The sequence below is a fragment of the Plantibacter sp. M259 genome (assembly GCF_006065115.1).
Classification (GTDB): Bacteria; Actinomycetota; Actinomycetes; order Actinomycetales; family Microbacteriaceae; genus Plantibacter; species Plantibacter auratus.
In genome coordinates this window covers 1,820,757-1,835,489 of sequence record NZ_CP040750.1, presented here as the reverse complement: position 1 = coordinate 1,835,489, position 14,733 = coordinate 1,820,757, and the positions used below count along the sequence as shown (strand labels likewise).

Here is a 14,733-nt window from a genome sequence, read left to right as displayed (position 1 = left end):
ACGATCGGCGTCAGGGCAGGCGGATGCGTTCGCCGTCCTCGACGAGACGACCGTGGAGCACCGCCTGGGCGAGCGTGAGGTCGAGCCAGCGTCGAGCGGTCTCACCGAGGCGACCGTAGCCGAGCACGGACGCCGCCTGCATCGGCAGCTGCTCGCGGTCGACCTCGTGCTCGGGGCTCGCGGCGATCACGAGCTCCATGGCGTTACAGATCTCCGCGGGACTGATGTCGGTGACCGCGCGGTGGTCGCGATGCACGACCCGGCGGACGCCTCGCCACGTGACGACGTCGAGTCCGGTGGGCCAGGCGAAACCGTTCTGGACGACGAACGCCTCCGTCACCAGCGCTGACAGCTCGGTGCGGGACTCCTCGGACGGTCGGTCGACGCCGAAGCGCCGAGCCACGATGGTCACGAGTCGCGGAACGGCGATCGGGCCCTCGGTCGTGAGGATCGCCGACGCGACGCGGGTCACGGCGGCCTTCGTGAGCTCGAGGTTGTCGAGGACGGACGCCGGGCCGATGACGGAGTCGTCGGCGAGCTCGAAATCGGTGATGGCGACGCTCAGGGGGACGACCTGGGCCGACGCGGTGACGGGGAGGGCGACCGGGTCGACCAGGCCGGTCGTGGGGCGCTCGTCGGCTGGTGCTGCTTCGTCGACGTCCGGGTCGGCGACGGTCGTGCGGGGTGCGTGCGCGTCGCGGTCCTCCAGTGGCACCGAGTCGTCGGGCTGCTGAGCAGGAGGTGTCGGCGTCGCCCGGGATGTGGAATCCGGCGTACGCCGTGACGAGTGGTCCGCTGCGGACTCGGCGTCGTTCGTGTCCGGTGTGGCCGGCGTCGCGGGGCCCTCCGACAGCGCGCGTTCAGCGCGTTCGCGCCAGGACTTCGGCAGCCACGTCGACTTCGCGACGAAGCCGTTCCACCCGCGGCTCACGGCGCCACGCTCCGCTCGGGGCGCGGGCTGGCGGAGCAACGATGCCCTGCGGGGTGGGTCGACGAGGTCAGAGGTGGCACCTCCACAGGATAGACCGCGGCGGACGTGCGCTCAGCTCGCCGTCTGTCGACGCGCCTCACGTCGGCGCTCGCGTTCGAGGTCGGCGGCTGCAGCCTCGGCAGGCGTCGGAGCCGTTCCGCCCAGGGCGCGAGGTTGCCACCACGCCCCGGTCCCATCGACGGGATAGTCGCGTTGCAGCTCGTCGACCATGCTCTGCAGACGGTCGCGGAGCTGCTCGGTGCTCGTGCCGACGTCGTCGCCGGGCGCGACGATGATCGGCTCGCCGAACGAGAAGTGCACGGGGACCCCGAACCGCTCGCGGAAGCCGACCCGGTGGTTCTTCGTCATGAGGCGATGACCGCCCCAGACCGCGACGGGGATGATCGGCACGCCGGCCTCCTGCGCGAGGCGGACCGCGCCCGACTTGAGCTCGCGGACGGTGAACGAGGCGCTGACACCGGCCTCGGGGAAGACCCCGACCAGCTCGCCGCTGCGGAGCGCTGCGACGGCGTCGGCATAGGCGGCCGCACCGGCACGCATGTCCACGGCGATGTGCCGCATGCTCCGGAGGAGACGGCCCACGATGGGCTGGTCGAAGGCACCCTGCTTGGCCATGAAGCGGATACGGCGGCGGTTGTGGAGGACGGTCGCCCACTCCACGAGTGCGAACTCGAGGTACCCGAAGTGGGTCATCGCGATCACCGCGCCACCATCGTCGGGCAGGTGTTCAATGCCGGTGGTGTGACGGCGCAGCCGCCAGAAACCGAAGAGGGAGCGACCGACACCGACAGCGGTGTCGTACACGGGCTCGATGGGGCGTCTCATGGCGACACCGTACGACGGCGACCTGGGGAAGTACCGGGGTGGACACCTGGGGAAGTACCGGGCTAGGGGTGCCTCTGGAACCCTTCGCCGGCGGACCGCACGCCCGATACGATCGCAGGATGACGGTGACGCAGACGGGCCGCTCCCGCGGCAGCTACGCCAAGACGGCGGCAAGACGTCGGGAGATCCTCGAGGCGGGGATGGACGTCTTCGCCGAGCAGGGGTTCCGCAGTGGATCGCTCCGCGAGGTCGCGGAGCGCGTGGGCATGAGCCAGGCCGGCCTCCTCCACCACTTCTCGACCAAGAACGATCTACTCGCCGCGATCCTCGACTTCCGCGACGACCGGGATCGAGAGGAGTCCGGCATCGAGATCGGGAGCGGCATCGAAGGCATCCGCGGGCTCCTCCGCCTCGTCGAGCACAACATGCGCGTCCCCGGTCTCGTCGAGCTCCACTGCGTCCTGTCCGCCGAGGCGACCTCACCGGACCACCCGGCGCACGAGCACTTCGTCCGGCGGTACAGCTGGTTGATCGACGGGATGACCGTCTCCTTCGAGGTGATGGCGCGCGAGGGCCAGCTGGTGGCCGGCGTCGAGCCCGCGAGCGCGGCGCGCATGCTCATCGCGATGATGGACGGCCTGCAGCTGCAGTGGCTGCTCGACCGAGATTCGGTGGACATGGCCGAGGAGACCCGACGTTCGCTGCGGCCTCTGCTGACGGTCGAGCTGTAGCCCGGGCCTCCCCCGTCGTCACCGGGAATTCTCCACATCCGGCGTCATCCATCGGTCCACAACTCATATCTGATATTAGAGTTGTGGAGCTGCGGGACAACGTGAAGGGGAAGTCCTTATTTTGACTAATTCAAAACAACTCGGTACGGTGGCTGCATGAACGGATCGGAGGTGGAGTCGGCGACGAACGATTTCAACACGAGGATCCGCGCAGCCGGGCTGCGGGTGACCACGGGACGCCTCGCCGTCCTCGAGATCCTCGCCCGGACACCGCACGCCGATGTGGAGCAGGTGGTCGCGTCCTTGAAGCCGCGAGCCCCGCAGACCTCCCCACAGGCCGTGTACAGCGTGCTCAACGCCTTCGTCGCAGCCGGTCTCGTGCGCAGGATCGAACCGGACGGCCATCCCGGCCGGTACGAGCTGCGCGTCGACGACAACCACCATCACCTGGTGTGCAGCTCGTGCGGCGCCGTGGTCGACGTCGACTGCACGCAGGGTGCGGCGCCATGCATGCACCCGGACGACACGGCGGGGTACGTCATCGACACGGCCGAGATCACATTCTGGGGCGTATGCCCCGCGTGCCAGGCGGATGCCGCCTGACGCCGTTCCACAGACCACTCGACGGCACCTCCATGCCGATCGTCAGCTGTCACCGCCAAGGTGGCAGTGCTGAATCCATCCGACCGTCCGACCAGCCCCACCCTCGAGGAGAGACATGTCCGAGACCAGCTACACCACCACCAACAGCGGAGCACCCGTCGCGAGCGACGAGCACTCCCAGAGCGTCGGCGCAGACGGAGCGATCGCGCTCCACGACCACTACCTGGTCGAGAAGCTCGCGCAGTTCAACCGCGAGCGGGTGCCGGAGCGCGTCGTCCACGCCAAGGGCGGCGGTGCGTTCGGGCGGTTCGTCACGACCGGTGACGTCTCACAGTTCACGCGCGCCGCGCTGTTCCAGCCGGGCGTCGAGACCGAGATGCTCGCACGCTTCTCCACCGTCGCCGGTGAGCAGGGCAGCCCCGACACCTGGCGCGACCCCCGTGGCTTCGCGCTGAAGTTCTACACGAGCGAGGGCAACTACGACCTCGTCGGCAACAACACGCCGGTGTTCTTCATCCGCGACGGCATCAAGTTCCCCGACTTCATCCGCTCGCAGAAGCGTCTTCCGGGCTCGCACCTGCGCGACCACGACATGCAGTGGGACTTCTGGACGCTCTCCCCCGAGAGCGCGCACCAGGTCACCTGGCTCATGGGCGACCGCGGCCTGCCGGGCTCCTGGCGGCACATGGACGGATTCGGGTCGCACACCTACCAGTGGGTCAACGCCGCCGGTGAGCGCTTCTGGGTGAAGTACCACTTCAAGACCGACCAGGGCATCGAGATCCTCACGCAGGACCAGGCCGACCAGATCGCCGGCGAGGACGCCGACTTCCACATCCGCGACCTCTCCGAGGCGATCACCCGCGGTGAGCACCCGAGCTGGACGCTGTCCGTGCAGGTCATGCCCTACGCCGACGCCGCGGGCTACCGCTTCAACCCGTTCGACCTCACCAAGGTCTGGCCGCACAGCGACTACCCGCTCATCGAGGTCGGCAAGATGACCCTCGACCGCAACCCGGAGAACTACTTCGCGCAGATCGAGCAGGCGACCTTCGCTCCGTCGAACTTCGTCCCCGGGATCGCTGCGAGCCCCGACAAGATGCTCCTGGCCCGCATCTTCAGCTACGCGGACGCACACCGCTACCGCGTGGGCACCAACCACGCACAGCTCCCGGTCAACGCCCCGCACGCGCCGGTGCACACGTACTCGAAGGAAGGCGCCATGCGCTACACCTTCAACGACGCGGACGCGCCGGTCTACGCACCCAACTCGGTCGGTGGCGCCCACGCCGACCCTGCGCGTGCCGCTGAGTCCAACGGCTGGCAGTCCGACGGCGAGCTCGTGCGGGCAGCCGCGACGCTGCACCCCGAGGACGACGACTTCGGCCAGGCCGGGACCCTCGTGCGCGAGGTGCTCGACGACGCCGCCCGCGACCGCCTCGTCGGCAACATCATCGGCCACGTCTCGAAGGTGACGCGCCCCGAGCTCCGTGCGCGGGTCATCGCCTACTGGACCGCCGTCGACGGCACGCTGGGCGCACGCGTCGCGGCCGGCCTCCCGCCGCTCGTCTAGAGCCCGTCGCCGAACGCGCGGAAACGGTCGCCATCCTTCGCGGATGGCGACCGTTTCTGCGCTCTCGCGGGCTCAGACGCCCATCGGGCCGCCACCACGGCGCGGCACGCCGCCGGTGCCCTCCGCGAGGCCTCTCGCGCGTTCGCGCTCGACCTCCGCGTCATTGTCGTGCGAATGGTGTTCGTCGGCCGAGCGGGCGGCGCGGTCGCGCCGTGACACGTACCAGACGGCCGCGATCGCCAGGAGGACGAGCGCGGCGAGGATGACGATGGTGCCGATGTCCATGTGATGCTCCTCTCCTCGTCCATCGACCCTAACGAGGCCTCAGATGCACGCAACCCCCTCGCCCGACGGGCGAGGGGGTTGCGGAAGGGGTGTGTGATCAGCCGGCGACCTGTTTGGCGCGGGCGAAGACCTTCTCGATCTCCTCGCGACGACCCGGCTGCTTCAGCGACAAGGGCGAGGGGTGCGGAGCGTTGAAGGCGCTGTAGGTGTTGCCGAGCAGGGGCTCGACATGCTTCCACCAACCGTCCTGGGCGTGGGGTCCGCAGAGGACGACGACGCGCAGGTTCTTGAGGAGGGGCAGGAGGGCGCGCAGTTCCATCGCTCCCTGAGCGACCTCGGGCGCGTTCGGCTTCTTCCGCCCGGCGCTCAGGTACCACGGGACGATGTTCCACACCATGACGTCGTCGAAGCCGATGTCGTTCCGCAGATTCCAAAGGCTCTCGGCGATCGGGTCGTCGTTGTCGACCGAGGCGAAGCCGGATCCCGGGGCGTCGAGGTTGTCGGGAGCCAGGGTCCCCGGAGCGTCGAGGAGGATCAGTGTCTTCGCGTTGACGGCCGCATCGGCCGGGTCGACGAGCGGGAGGACGAGGTCCGCCTGCCGCCGTCCTCGGCGGGTCATCATCGCGTCCGACCAGTCGCGCAGCGGCGCGAGTGCCGGCGACTCGGCCAGCATGCGGTGTCGTTCGGCCAGTTCGTCGGGGTCTTGCAGCCCGCGAGGGGCATCCATATGCATCTTCCGAGCGTAGCCCGTGACGGCTGCCCCGTCATCGTCTGAGCCGGTTCTGAGGGTGAAGATGCTGCACAGGACGGCGGATCCGTGCCCGTCAAGCCGGGGTGGACCGGGTTGACGCGGGCCTAGGCTGGCCAGGATGACTGACGAGCGAACCGCCCCCGACGACCGGACGAAGTGGCGCGCGTTCGCCATCTGCGTGTCGGTCGCCGCCCTCACGATCCTCGACCTCTCGAAGGTCAACGTCGGACTGCCGTCGATCGAGGAGGCGCTCGACGCCGGCCCGACCGCCCTGCAGCTGATCGTCGCCGGGTACGCCCTGGCCTTCGGTCTGATCCTCGTGCCCGCCGGGCGCTACGGCGACTTGCACTCGCGGCGTCGCATGTTCATGATCGGCCTGAGCGTGTTCGGGGCGGCCAGTCTCGCCTGCGCGGTCGCACCGAGCGTCGGGATCCTCATCGGCGGTCGGATCCTCCAGGGCATCGCCGCAGGGCTGCTGATGCCGCAGGTCATCGGGCTCATCCAGCAGCTGTTCGTCGGCAAGGAGCGTGGCCGCGCCTTCGGTCTCTTCGGCGCCATCATCGGCCTCTCGACGGCGTTCGGCCCGACGCTCGGCGGTCTGCTCATCGCCATCGGCGGGCCGGAGGACGGCTGGCGCCTGCTCTTCTGGATGAACGTCCCGCTCGCGATCGTCCTGTTGCCGATCGCCGCCCGACTGCTGCCCAAGCAGCAGTCGCACGAGGCGGGTGCCGGATCGCTCGACCCGGTGGGCATCGTGTTCCTCGGTCTCGCCGTGCTGTCGCTCATGCTGCCGTTCGTCCTGACGACCGGTTCCCCGGGCGACGACCCGGCGCGCTGGTGGTTGCTGGTCGCGTTCGCCGTCTTCGCCGGCCTCTTCGCCTGGTGGGAGGGTCGCTACCAACTCGCCGGGAAGACACCCGTCGTCGACTTCTCCCTGTTCAAGCTCGGCAGCTACCGCAACGGCGTGCTGATCTCCACGACGTACTTCGCGGCGATGCCGGCCACCTTCCTCACGCTCACGCTGTTCGTGCAGCAGGGGCTCGGGCTCGAGCCGGTCTTCGCGGGCATGATCACGATCCCCTTCGCCCTCGCCTCGGCCGTCAGTTCGTGGTTGAGCGGTCGGGTCGTCGACCGCCTCGGACGCCCCCTGGTCGTCGGTGGGCTCGTGCTGGTCGTGGTGGGGTTCAGTCTCAACTCGCTCCTCGCGTTCATCACACCCCCGGAGATCACGCCGTACGCGATGGGTGCCGCGATGCTGCTCGCCGGCATCGGCGGCGGCGCGGTCATCTCTCCCAACCAGACCCTGATGCTCGCGGACATCCCCGTGGCCTCCGGTGGTGTCGCCGGATCGATCGGTCAACTCGGCCAGCGCATCGGCACCGCGGTCGGACTCGCCGCCGCGACGGCCACCTTCTACGCGACCGTGTACTCGGAGAACGGCGGCGATGCGTCGGGCGCCTCGCTCGACGTCTATCACGACGCCTACCGCAACAGCACGCTGGTCACGATCGGCTTCGTGGTCGTCGCGCTCGTCTTCGCGCTGCTCGACACCCGTTCGCGGAAGGTCGCCGCCGACGCACCCGGATCCACCAAGTAAGGGTGACCTGAGTTAGGGTAGCCTCAGTCGCGGCTGTCGGAGCCGCCGGAGGAAGGGGCTCGAGTGGCTCGCACGAATGCCGAGACGGCGCGCATCAAACCCGAGGCGGCGACACTCCTCACGCTACGGGTCGTCCGTCGCTCGCGGCTCTCGCCGAACATCGCCAGGGTCACCCTCGGGGCGGTGACATCGCCGACTTCACCTTCCTCGGTTACGACCAGTGGTTCCGGTTCTTCATCCCGGTCTCCGAGGGCGGGCTCGAGCGGCTGCCGACCAAGCTCGACATGCTGGCCTACGCCAAGTACCTCGCGATCTCCAAGTCCGTGCGACCCGTGCTCCGGAACTACACGGTGCGGGATTTCCGGCGCGACGGGCCCGACGGGCCGGAGTTGGACATCGACTTCGTCATCCACGGGTCTGCCGCCGAGGGGACCGCAGGGCCTGCGGCGAGCTGGGCCCAGTCGTGCGAGGTGGGCGATGCCGTCGCATTGCTGGACGAGGGGCGCATGTTCAACCTCCCGGCCGACGTCGACCGGGTGCTCCTGGTCGCCGACGAGACCGGGCTCCCCGCCGTCGCAGGCATCCTGACCTCGCTTCCGGCGTCGACCGTCGGGACGGCGATCGTCGAGATCCCGTCCGCCGCCGACGCGCAGGACGTGCGGGTCCCGGACGGGGTCGAGCTGCGATGGGTGGTCCGAGAGGATCCACACGACGTCCCCGGCCGAGCGGCGCTGGCCGCCGCGACGGCCCTCGGGGTGCCGTCCGCCCCGTGCTACGGGTGGGTCGTCGGCGAGCAGTCCCTGGCCGCGAACGTGCGTCGGTTCTGGGTCCGTGGAGGCATGCCGAAAGAGCGCGTCATGTTCTGCGGCTATTGGAAGGCCGGCAAGGCGCACTGACCGGCCGACGGTGTCGGCGTTCGCGTCGACCGTGCGGTGAATTGGGTCGATCACCCGAATTCGGGGTGTCCCCGACGCGCTGGGCCGACGGCTCCACTAACCTCACGACATGCCCTCTCCCGCCGGTACGTCCGGAAACACGATCGGTGCGCTTCCGACCGGCGTCGCGACGGGTCTGATCCGGACGGTGAACGGCGGATCCGCCGACCGGGCGTTCGAGGTCGATGTCCCCGAAACGGCCTCGAGCGCTGCGGACACGTCGTCGCACTCGCACGACGCCCTCCGCAGCTGGGACGTCGTCCGCTCCACCTTCCGAGCAGGTGAGGCGCTCACCTTCGACGACCGCTACCGGTACGCCCAGCTCCCCCTGATCGACGCCGACCACCCGCTCGCGCTGGCCGCGAGCCCCGACGGCGTCTACCGTGACGGGCGGTACGCCGAGGCACGCCTGGCGGTCGTCGTCCCCGTCCCGGTCGAACGGCTGTTCGTCGATCCGATCTTCCTGAGCTACGAGGCCGATCTCGCCTCGGCACCCTTCGCCCCCAAACTCGCCCGGGGCATCGAGCTCCGACGCGCCCACCGCTTGCACGCGACGCTCTCCTCCATCGACGCGGACTCCGGATTCCTCGACGGGCTGCGGACGAGCGTCGGCGCGTTCACGTCCTTCCGGGTCAGGCTGGCGGGCCCCGTCATCGGCGGGTTCAACCGCGGGCGCTGTTACCTCCCCGCCATCGCGGACGCCTTCGCCCCGATCCAGCGTGCCGTCGGTGGGCGTCCCGCACCGCTCGTCGGGGTGGGCCTGCACCACTTCCGCGATGAGCTCGACGCCGCCGAGACCGCGGCGCTCGCGGCATTCCTCGAGCGTTGGCGCGACGTCACCCTGTTCGAGTGGACGGTCACCGAACTGGCGATCACCTCGACCAACGACGATCTCGTGCTCAGCGGACGCACGCTGGCGCGCATCCCGCTCCACGCGGCCGACTGACGCACCGCGTCTCCGGGGTCAGCTCGCGGTGAGTCGCCTGACCATCGGGAGGTCTGGGGTCGCCCAGTCGAGTTCGCCGAGCTGTTCGCGGGTGACCCAGCGCAGTTCGTCATGGTCGGTGCTGTGGGTCGGGGGCGCGCCGCGGAAGGTGACCTCGTAGCAGGCGAGGTCGATGACGAGCTCCCCGACGGGGACGGTGGAGCGGTCCAGCAGCGCCCCCACGACGACGTCGGCGTCCAGCTCCTCGCGCAGCTCGCGAGTCAGTGCGTCCTGCGGTTGCTCGCCGGGCTCGACCTTGCCGCCGGGGAACTCCCACAGTCCACCGGACGCCCGCCCGGGTGCCCGCCGACATGCGAGCACGGTGTCGTCCTGTGAGGCGACACCCGCGACGACCTGGATCGTGGTGGTCATCATGCGCTCCCGTCCCGTGGCGTCGTGGTCGCTGTCCAGGCTAGGGGACGCGGGATCGAAGACGCCCGACGCCGCTCCACAGACGGCTCCCCCTCGGCTGACGACAGCCTGCGTCCCGCGGCGGCGCTGTGGTCGGTGGTGCGTGCCAGACTGACAGCGATCGGAGGCGGACCAGCCCCCGCAGCAGTCGTCTCGAAAGGCACCCACCGCACCGATGTTCCTCCTCGACGGTTCCGCCATCACGAGCGCCAGCGACCTCTCCAACGCCTCCTACTGCGAGTTCGCCTTCCTGCGCACGGTCGACGCGAAGCTCGGGCGGATCGAACCGATCGTCGAGCCCGAGGACGAGATGCTCATGCGGACCTCCAAGCTCGGCGACCAGCACGAGCTGCGCGTCCTCGATTCGTACCGCGCCGAGTTCGGCACCGGTGTCGTCGAGCTCGACCGCCCCGACGTCCGAGACGCGGTGGCGCTCGCCGCAGCCGTCGAGTCGACGATCACGGCGTTCCGCGACGGCGCGCCGGTCGTCTTCCAGGCCGCGTTCTTCGACGGATCGTTCATCGGCTTCGCCGACTTCATCGTGCGCCGGCCCGACGGCCGGTACCGCGTGCAGGACACCAAACTCGCGCGCTCACCGAAGGTCACCGCCCTCCTCCAGCTCGCCGCCTACGTGGAGCAGCTGGAGACGGCCGGGATCCCGGTCGACGACGACGTCGACCTCATCCTGGGAGACGGCGCCGTCAGCACCCACGCGGTGGCCGACATCCTGCCGGTGTACCGTCGCCGTCGTGCGCGACTGCTGCGGATCGTCGCCGAACGGCTCGAGGCCGACGCGCCGGTGGCCTGGGGTGACCAGCGCTACAGCGTCTGTGGACGATGCGCGTGGTGCGACGCCGAGATCACGGCCTCACGCGACGTCCTGCTGGTGGCCGGGCTCCGGTTGACGCAGCGTGACCGCCTCCTGGCCGCCGGCGTCGCCACGATCGACGATCTGGCGTCACTCACGCTCACCGGGTCGACCGAGCGGCAGGCACTGCACGGGCCGTCGGGCGGCGCCGGCGGGACGGTCGACGGCATCGCCGAGAGCACGCTCGCTGCGCTGCGCGAACAGGCGCAACTGCAACTCGAACCGTCGCAGGACGCCGGTGTGCCGGCATTCCGCGTGCACGACGTCGCGGCGCTCGGACTCCTGCCGCAACCCGATCCCGGCGACGTCTTCTTCGACTTCGAGGGCGATCCCCTGTACACCGAGGGCGAGCCGGGCGACGCCCGCCGGGGCGACCGCACGAGGTGGGGCATCGACTACCTGTTCGGGCTCGTCGACACCGATGGCCGGTTCCGATCCTGGTGGGCGCACGACTTCCACGAGGAGCGCACGGCCCTGATCGACTTCCTCGCCTACCTCACCGCCCGTCGTGCCGAGTTCCCGGGCATGCACGTGTACCACTACGCCGCCTACGAGCGGACACATCTGCTCTCGCTGGCCGCCCGACACGGCGTCGGGGAGGACACGATCGACGACCTCCTCCGTGAGGCCGTGCTGTTCGACCTCTACCCGTTCGTCCGGAAGACGGTGCGCGTCGGCTCGCGGTCGTACTCGATCAAGAAGCTCGAGCCGCTCTACATGGGAGAGGACCACCGCGACAGCGACGTCACCGACGCCGCGGCGTCGATCACCGCGTATGCGGAGGCACGCGAGCTGAGTCGGAGCGGCGATCCGGAGCTCGTCGCCGAAGGAAGACGGAATCTCGCCGAGATCGCCGAGTACAACGCCTACGACTGCGAGTCGACCCGTCGGCTGCGGAACTGGTTGCTCGACCTCGGTGCGGAACGGGGCGTGCTGCCGGGCACGTTCGTCACCGACGCACCTGAGCCCCTGGTGGACGAACCGACGCCGCTCCACGACGCGCTGACGGCGTTGGCCGGAGACCCCCTCGACCCAGAGCGCTCCGACGACGCCACCGCCTATGCGCTCGCGGCGGCCGCCATCGACTACCACCGGCGCGAGCACAAGTCGTTCTGGCAGGAGCACTTCTCCCGACTCATCGCCGCGCGCGACGAGTGGGAGGACACCCGGAACGTCTTCACCGTCACCTCGGGAGTCGTCGAACGCGACTGGTTCCGCGAGGGGCGGCAGCGCAGCGACCGCCGTCACGTCCGACTCCGCGGCCGATGGGCTCCCGGCAGCAGTGTGAAGGTCGGCGCCGACCCGTTCGCTGTCTACGACCACCCCGGACCGTACACGCTCCCCCGCGCCGAGCCCGGCTCGCGACCGGCCGGACAGATCACGGTCCTCGAGGTCGACGACGACTCCCTGCTCATCCAGGAGACGCTCAAGACGGATCGTGAGCCCTACACGGAGCTGCCGGTCGCGCTCACGCCGTCTCCTCCACCACAGCCGGGAACACAGGTCGACGCCATCGCCGAGTGGGGGCAAGCGGTCCTCGACGCCGCTCCCGGGTGGCCGGACGACGGCGTCGTCGACATCCTGCGGCGACGGCCGCCCCGCACGACCTCGGGCGACCCGCTCCCCCACCGCGGAGACGGGCAGACGATCGAGGACGTGACCGCCGCGTTGCTCGACCTCGACGACTCGGCGCTCGCCGTCCAGGGGCCGCCCGGAACCGGCAAGACCTACGTCGCCTCGCACGTCGTCACGGCCCTCGTGCAGCAGCACGGCTGGCGGATCGGGGTCGTGGCGCAGTCGCACGACGTCGTCGAGAACCTCCTCGAGCGCATCGTGAAGGCGGGGCTCTCCCCCGCACGTGTGGCGAAGACCCTGCGATCCGGGGCCGACCCGGATGCTGAGCGCGGCTACACGGTCCTGCCGGCCAACGGTCATGGCGCGTTCATGGCCGAGCAGGGCGGCGGCTTCGTCGTCGGCGGGACGGCCTGGGACTTCAGCAACCCCAACCGGTTCGACCGGAGGTCGCTCGACCTCCTCGTCGTCGACGAAGCCGGTCAGTTCTCACTCGCGTACACGATCGCGGCGAGCGTCGCCGCGCGGAACCTCCTGCTCCTGGGCGATCCGCAGCAGCTCCCGCAGGTGAGCCAGGGAACGCATCCCGAACCGATCGACACCTCTGCCCTGGGATTCGTGGCCGACGGTCGCGACGTCCTCCCTCCGGAACTCGGCTACTTCCTGCACGAGACGTGGCGGATGGATGCCGCGGTCACCGAGCCGGTCTCGCGGTTGTCGTACGGCGGCGAGCTGCGTTCAGCAGCGGCCACGACGAAGCGGCGTCTGGAGGGTCGTGCGCCGGGGCTGCACGTCTCCCCCGTCCACCACATCGGAAACGCGACGAGTTCGCAGGAGGAGGCCGACCACGTCGCCGAACTCGTCCGGTCGAGCATCGGTCTCCGCTGGACCGATCCGGATGCCGGCCGCATCGACGACCCGGTGATCGAGGCCGACATCATCGTCGTCTGTCCCTACAACGCCCATGTGGCCGTCGTCCGAGCGGCGCTCGACGCCGCCGGGTTCGACGCGGTGCGCGTCGGGACCGTCGACAAGTTCCAGGGTCAGGAGGCGGTCATCGCGATCGTCTCCCTGGCCGCGTCCTCCCCCGCCGACGTCCCCCGGGGGATGTCCTTCCTGTTGATGAAGAATCGACTGAACGTCGGCATCTCCCGCGCCCAGTGGGCGGCGTACCTCGTGTACTCCCCCGCACTCGCCGAGTACCTGCCGGTCACACCGGAGGGCGTCGCCGAGCTCAGCGCCTTCATCCGATTGGTCGACGGCCATTGACCAGCTCCGCCGGGGCTGCGGGGCGGCGAGGATTCCGTCGCGTCGCGTCGATGCGACCGTTCTGCGCCGCCTTCGCGAGCCACCGCTGACGCTGCTCCAGGGTCGAACCCTTCACCTGACCGAACCGGTTCACGGCGACGGGCTTGATCCCGCAGAACCGGAGGGTGGTGGTACGGAGTTGCTTCACCGTCGTGTCGCCGACGAGCGGGAGGTACCACCACGGTGAGTCCGTCGTGACCATCACGCGCCCCGAGCGGCCGGCGAGCAGCCCCTCGGGGAGGCCGTTGGCCTTCGTCCGGTAGGCGCGACGGGGAAGCAGGAGGCGATCGAAGAACCCCTTGAGCAGCGCCGGCACCGATCCCCACCAGACCGGAGCGACGATCACGATGTGGTCCGCGGCGAGGATCTGCTCCCATGCCCGTTCGAGGTCGGGCTCCAGGTCTTGACGACGGGTGTAGCCGAGGCGGAGGTTCGGGTCGAACGCGAGGTCGCGGACGGCGAGGACGGTCGCGTCGCCGTGCGCCTCCGCGTAGCTCGTGGCGAGGGCGGCGCACAGGGACCCGGGGTTCGGGTGTCCGTCGATGACGAGGGCGGGCATCAGTTCTCCAACAGGTGTAGGTCTGGACAGTGCCAAGAATCTGGACACTGTCCACTTCAGGTCGGAACCGACTGTACGGGTACGATGTTGCTTGTGTCAAGATCGACGACCGCCTACCACCACGGCAACCTCGGCCCGGCGCTCGAGGACGCTGCGCTCGAACTCATGCGGACGCAAGGCCATGCCACGCTGAGCCTGCGCGAGGTCGCGCGGCGCGCGGGAGTCAGCCACAACGCGCCGTACCATCACTTCGGCGACCGGAGCGCGCTCCTGAAGCGGCTGAGCGAACGCGGCATGGCCGAACTCCTGGACGCCATGCGCGAGGAACGGGACGCGACGGCGGGTCGAGACTCACGGGAGGCGGCCGTCCGCATCGGTTCGACGTATGTGCACTACGCGGCACAGCACCCGGAGCGGTTCCGCCTGATCTACGACCCCGAAGTCTGTGTCCCCGGCTCGCCCAGCGAGGCCATGGCGCCGCTCATCGGTGGTGTCGAAGCGCTCCTCGCCGAGACGACGGCTTCGCTGGCGCCCGGCGCCGAGCCGCAGGTCATCGCCGCCCTCACCACGGCGGTCTGGGCCGCGGTCCACGGGCTCGCGGAGCTCATCGTCGCCGGACACATCTCCGAGGCGGAGGCCGGACCCGCACTGGAGGCGTTGCTCACGCGACCCTGAGCCGGCGTCTCGCATTGAGCCTTTGCACGATCGTTATCCGGGAAACGGTCGGGAAGCTCAGAGG

The 14,733-nt window shown here is 69.7% G+C and carries 14 protein-coding genes; 8 read left to right on the top strand and 6 right to left on the bottom strand.

Annotated features, from left to right (window positions below; all coding sequences use genetic code 11):
* Positions 1-10: 10 nt before the first annotated feature.
* Complete coding sequence (locus FGL15_RS08485) at positions 11-931, bottom strand: hypothetical protein (protein WP_138945702.1); 921 nt, start codon at positions 929-931, stop codon at positions 11-13.
* Between the two features lie 111 nt (positions 932-1,042).
* Positions 1,043-1,816 carry a 1-acyl-sn-glycerol-3-phosphate acyltransferase gene (locus tag FGL15_RS08480; protein ID WP_138945701.1) on the bottom strand — a complete coding sequence of 258 codons (774 nt, stop codon included), beginning with the start codon at positions 1,814-1,816 and terminating at the stop codon, positions 1,043-1,045.
* A gap of 119 nt (positions 1,817-1,935) precedes the next feature.
* On the opposite strand from FGL15_RS08480, the gene FGL15_RS08475 reads away from it, so the two are divergent.
* The 3 genes from FGL15_RS08475 to FGL15_RS08465 all read left to right on the top strand — a co-directional run bounded on the left by FGL15_RS08475 (position 1,936) and on the right by FGL15_RS08465 (position 4,723).
* The gene (locus tag FGL15_RS08475) at positions 1,936-2,547 is read left to right on the top strand and encodes a TetR/AcrR family transcriptional regulator (RefSeq protein WP_064294065.1); all 612 of its coding nucleotides are present in this window, start codon (positions 1,936-1,938) and stop codon (positions 2,545-2,547) included.
* Positions 2,548-2,703: 156 nt separating this feature from the next.
* Entirely contained in the window at positions 2,704-3,150 is a 447-nt protein-coding gene (locus tag FGL15_RS08470; protein WP_124767813.1) for a Fur family transcriptional regulator, read from the top strand.
* Positions 3,151-3,265: 115 nt separating this feature from the next.
* Positions 3,266-4,723, top strand: a complete 1,458-nt coding sequence (locus FGL15_RS08465) for a catalase (protein ID WP_138945700.1) — start codon at positions 3,266-3,268, stop codon at positions 4,721-4,723.
* A gap of 72 nt (positions 4,724-4,795) precedes the next feature.
* On the opposite strand, the gene FGL15_RS08460 is transcribed toward FGL15_RS08465, so the two are convergent.
* Both FGL15_RS08460 and FGL15_RS08455 read right to left on the bottom strand, forming a co-directional pair.
* Positions 4,796-5,008 carry a hypothetical protein gene (locus FGL15_RS08460; protein WP_079704298.1) on the bottom strand — a complete coding sequence of 71 codons (213 nt, stop codon included), beginning with the start codon at positions 5,006-5,008 and terminating at the stop codon, positions 4,796-4,798.
* 97 nt (positions 5,009-5,105) lie between these two features.
* The gene (locus tag FGL15_RS08455) at positions 5,106-5,741 is read right to left on the bottom strand and encodes a uracil-DNA glycosylase (RefSeq protein ID WP_168223354.1); all 636 of its coding nucleotides are present in this window, start codon (positions 5,739-5,741) and stop codon (positions 5,106-5,108) included.
* A 136-nt stretch (positions 5,742-5,877) separates the two neighbouring features.
* On the opposite strand from FGL15_RS08455, the gene FGL15_RS08450 reads away from it, so the two are divergent.
* The 3 genes from FGL15_RS08450 to FGL15_RS08440 all read left to right on the top strand — a co-directional run bounded on the left by FGL15_RS08450 (position 5,878) and on the right by FGL15_RS08440 (position 9,237).
* Positions 5,878-7,356 (top strand): MFS transporter, encoded by a 1,479-nt coding sequence (locus FGL15_RS08450; protein ID WP_138945698.1) that lies wholly within the window; start codon positions 5,878-5,880, stop codon positions 7,354-7,356.
* A gap of 188 nt (positions 7,357-7,544) precedes the next feature.
* On the top strand, positions 7,545-8,252 hold the full coding sequence (locus FGL15_RS08445) for a siderophore-interacting protein (protein ID WP_370282217.1): 708 nt from the start codon (positions 7,545-7,547) through the stop codon (positions 8,250-8,252).
* Between the two features lie 109 nt (positions 8,253-8,361).
* On the top strand, positions 8,362-9,237 hold the full coding sequence (locus FGL15_RS08440; protein WP_138945697.1) for a hypothetical protein: 876 nt from the start codon (positions 8,362-8,364) through the stop codon (positions 9,235-9,237).
* 18 nt (positions 9,238-9,255) lie between these two features.
* Here FGL15_RS08440 and FGL15_RS08435 read toward each other — a convergent pair whose 3' ends face one another.
* On the bottom strand, positions 9,256-9,651 hold the full coding sequence (locus tag FGL15_RS08435) for a (deoxy)nucleoside triphosphate pyrophosphohydrolase (RefSeq protein ID WP_240773868.1): 396 nt from the start codon (positions 9,649-9,651) through the stop codon (positions 9,256-9,258).
* Between the two features lie 211 nt (positions 9,652-9,862).
* Here FGL15_RS08435 and FGL15_RS08430 point away from each other — a divergent pair, with 211 nt between their 5' ends.
* Complete coding sequence (locus FGL15_RS08430) at positions 9,863-13,396, top strand: bifunctional RecB family nuclease/DEAD/DEAH box helicase (RefSeq protein ID WP_138945695.1); 3,534 nt, start codon at positions 9,863-9,865, stop codon at positions 13,394-13,396.
* Here FGL15_RS08430 and FGL15_RS08425 read toward each other — a convergent pair.
* On the bottom strand, positions 13,371-13,994 hold the full coding sequence (locus FGL15_RS08425; protein ID WP_138945694.1) for an NAD(P)H-dependent oxidoreductase: 624 nt from the start codon (positions 13,992-13,994) through the stop codon (positions 13,371-13,373). The two genes, FGL15_RS08430 and FGL15_RS08425, sit on opposite strands and share 26 nt — an antisense overlap.
* A 93-nt stretch (positions 13,995-14,087) precedes the next feature.
* On the opposite strand from FGL15_RS08425, the gene FGL15_RS08420 reads away from it, so the two are divergent.
* Positions 14,088-14,669 (top strand): TetR/AcrR family transcriptional regulator, encoded by a 582-nt coding sequence (locus FGL15_RS08420; protein ID WP_240773867.1) that lies wholly within the window; start codon positions 14,088-14,090, stop codon positions 14,667-14,669.
* Positions 14,670-14,733: the final 64 nt, after the last annotated feature.

Coding starts and splice junctions, on each gene's coding strand:
- FGL15_RS08460 (WP_079704298.1), bottom strand. CDS start 5,008: ATGGACATCGGCACCATCGTCATCCTCGCCGCGCTCGTCCTCCTGGCG.
- FGL15_RS08470 (WP_124767813.1), top strand. CDS start 2,704: ATGAACGGATCGGAGGTGGAGTCGGCGACGAACGATTTCAACACGAGG.
- FGL15_RS08455 (WP_168223354.1), bottom strand. CDS start 5,741: ATGCATATGGATGCCCCTCGCGGGCTGCAAGACCCCGACGAACTGGCC.
- FGL15_RS08475 (WP_064294065.1), top strand. CDS start 1,936: ATGACGGTGACGCAGACGGGCCGCTCCCGCGGCAGCTACGCCAAGACG.
- FGL15_RS08480 (WP_138945701.1), bottom strand. CDS start 1,816: ATGAGACGCCCCATCGAGCCCGTGTACGACACCGCTGTCGGTGTCGGT.
- FGL15_RS08435 (WP_240773868.1), bottom strand. CDS start 9,651: ATGATGACCACCACGATCCAGGTCGTCGCGGGTGTCGCCTCACAGGAC.
- FGL15_RS08440 (WP_138945697.1), top strand. CDS start 8,362: ATGCCCTCTCCCGCCGGTACGTCCGGAAACACGATCGGTGCGCTTCCG.
- FGL15_RS08430 (WP_138945695.1), top strand. CDS start 9,863: ATGTTCCTCCTCGACGGTTCCGCCATCACGAGCGCCAGCGACCTCTCC.
- FGL15_RS08450 (WP_138945698.1), top strand. CDS start 5,878: ATGACTGACGAGCGAACCGCCCCCGACGACCGGACGAAGTGGCGCGCG.
- FGL15_RS08465 (WP_138945700.1), top strand. CDS start 3,266: ATGTCCGAGACCAGCTACACCACCACCAACAGCGGAGCACCCGTCGCG.
- FGL15_RS08425 (WP_138945694.1), bottom strand. CDS start 13,994: ATGCCCGCCCTCGTCATCGACGGACACCCGAACCCCGGGTCCCTGTGC.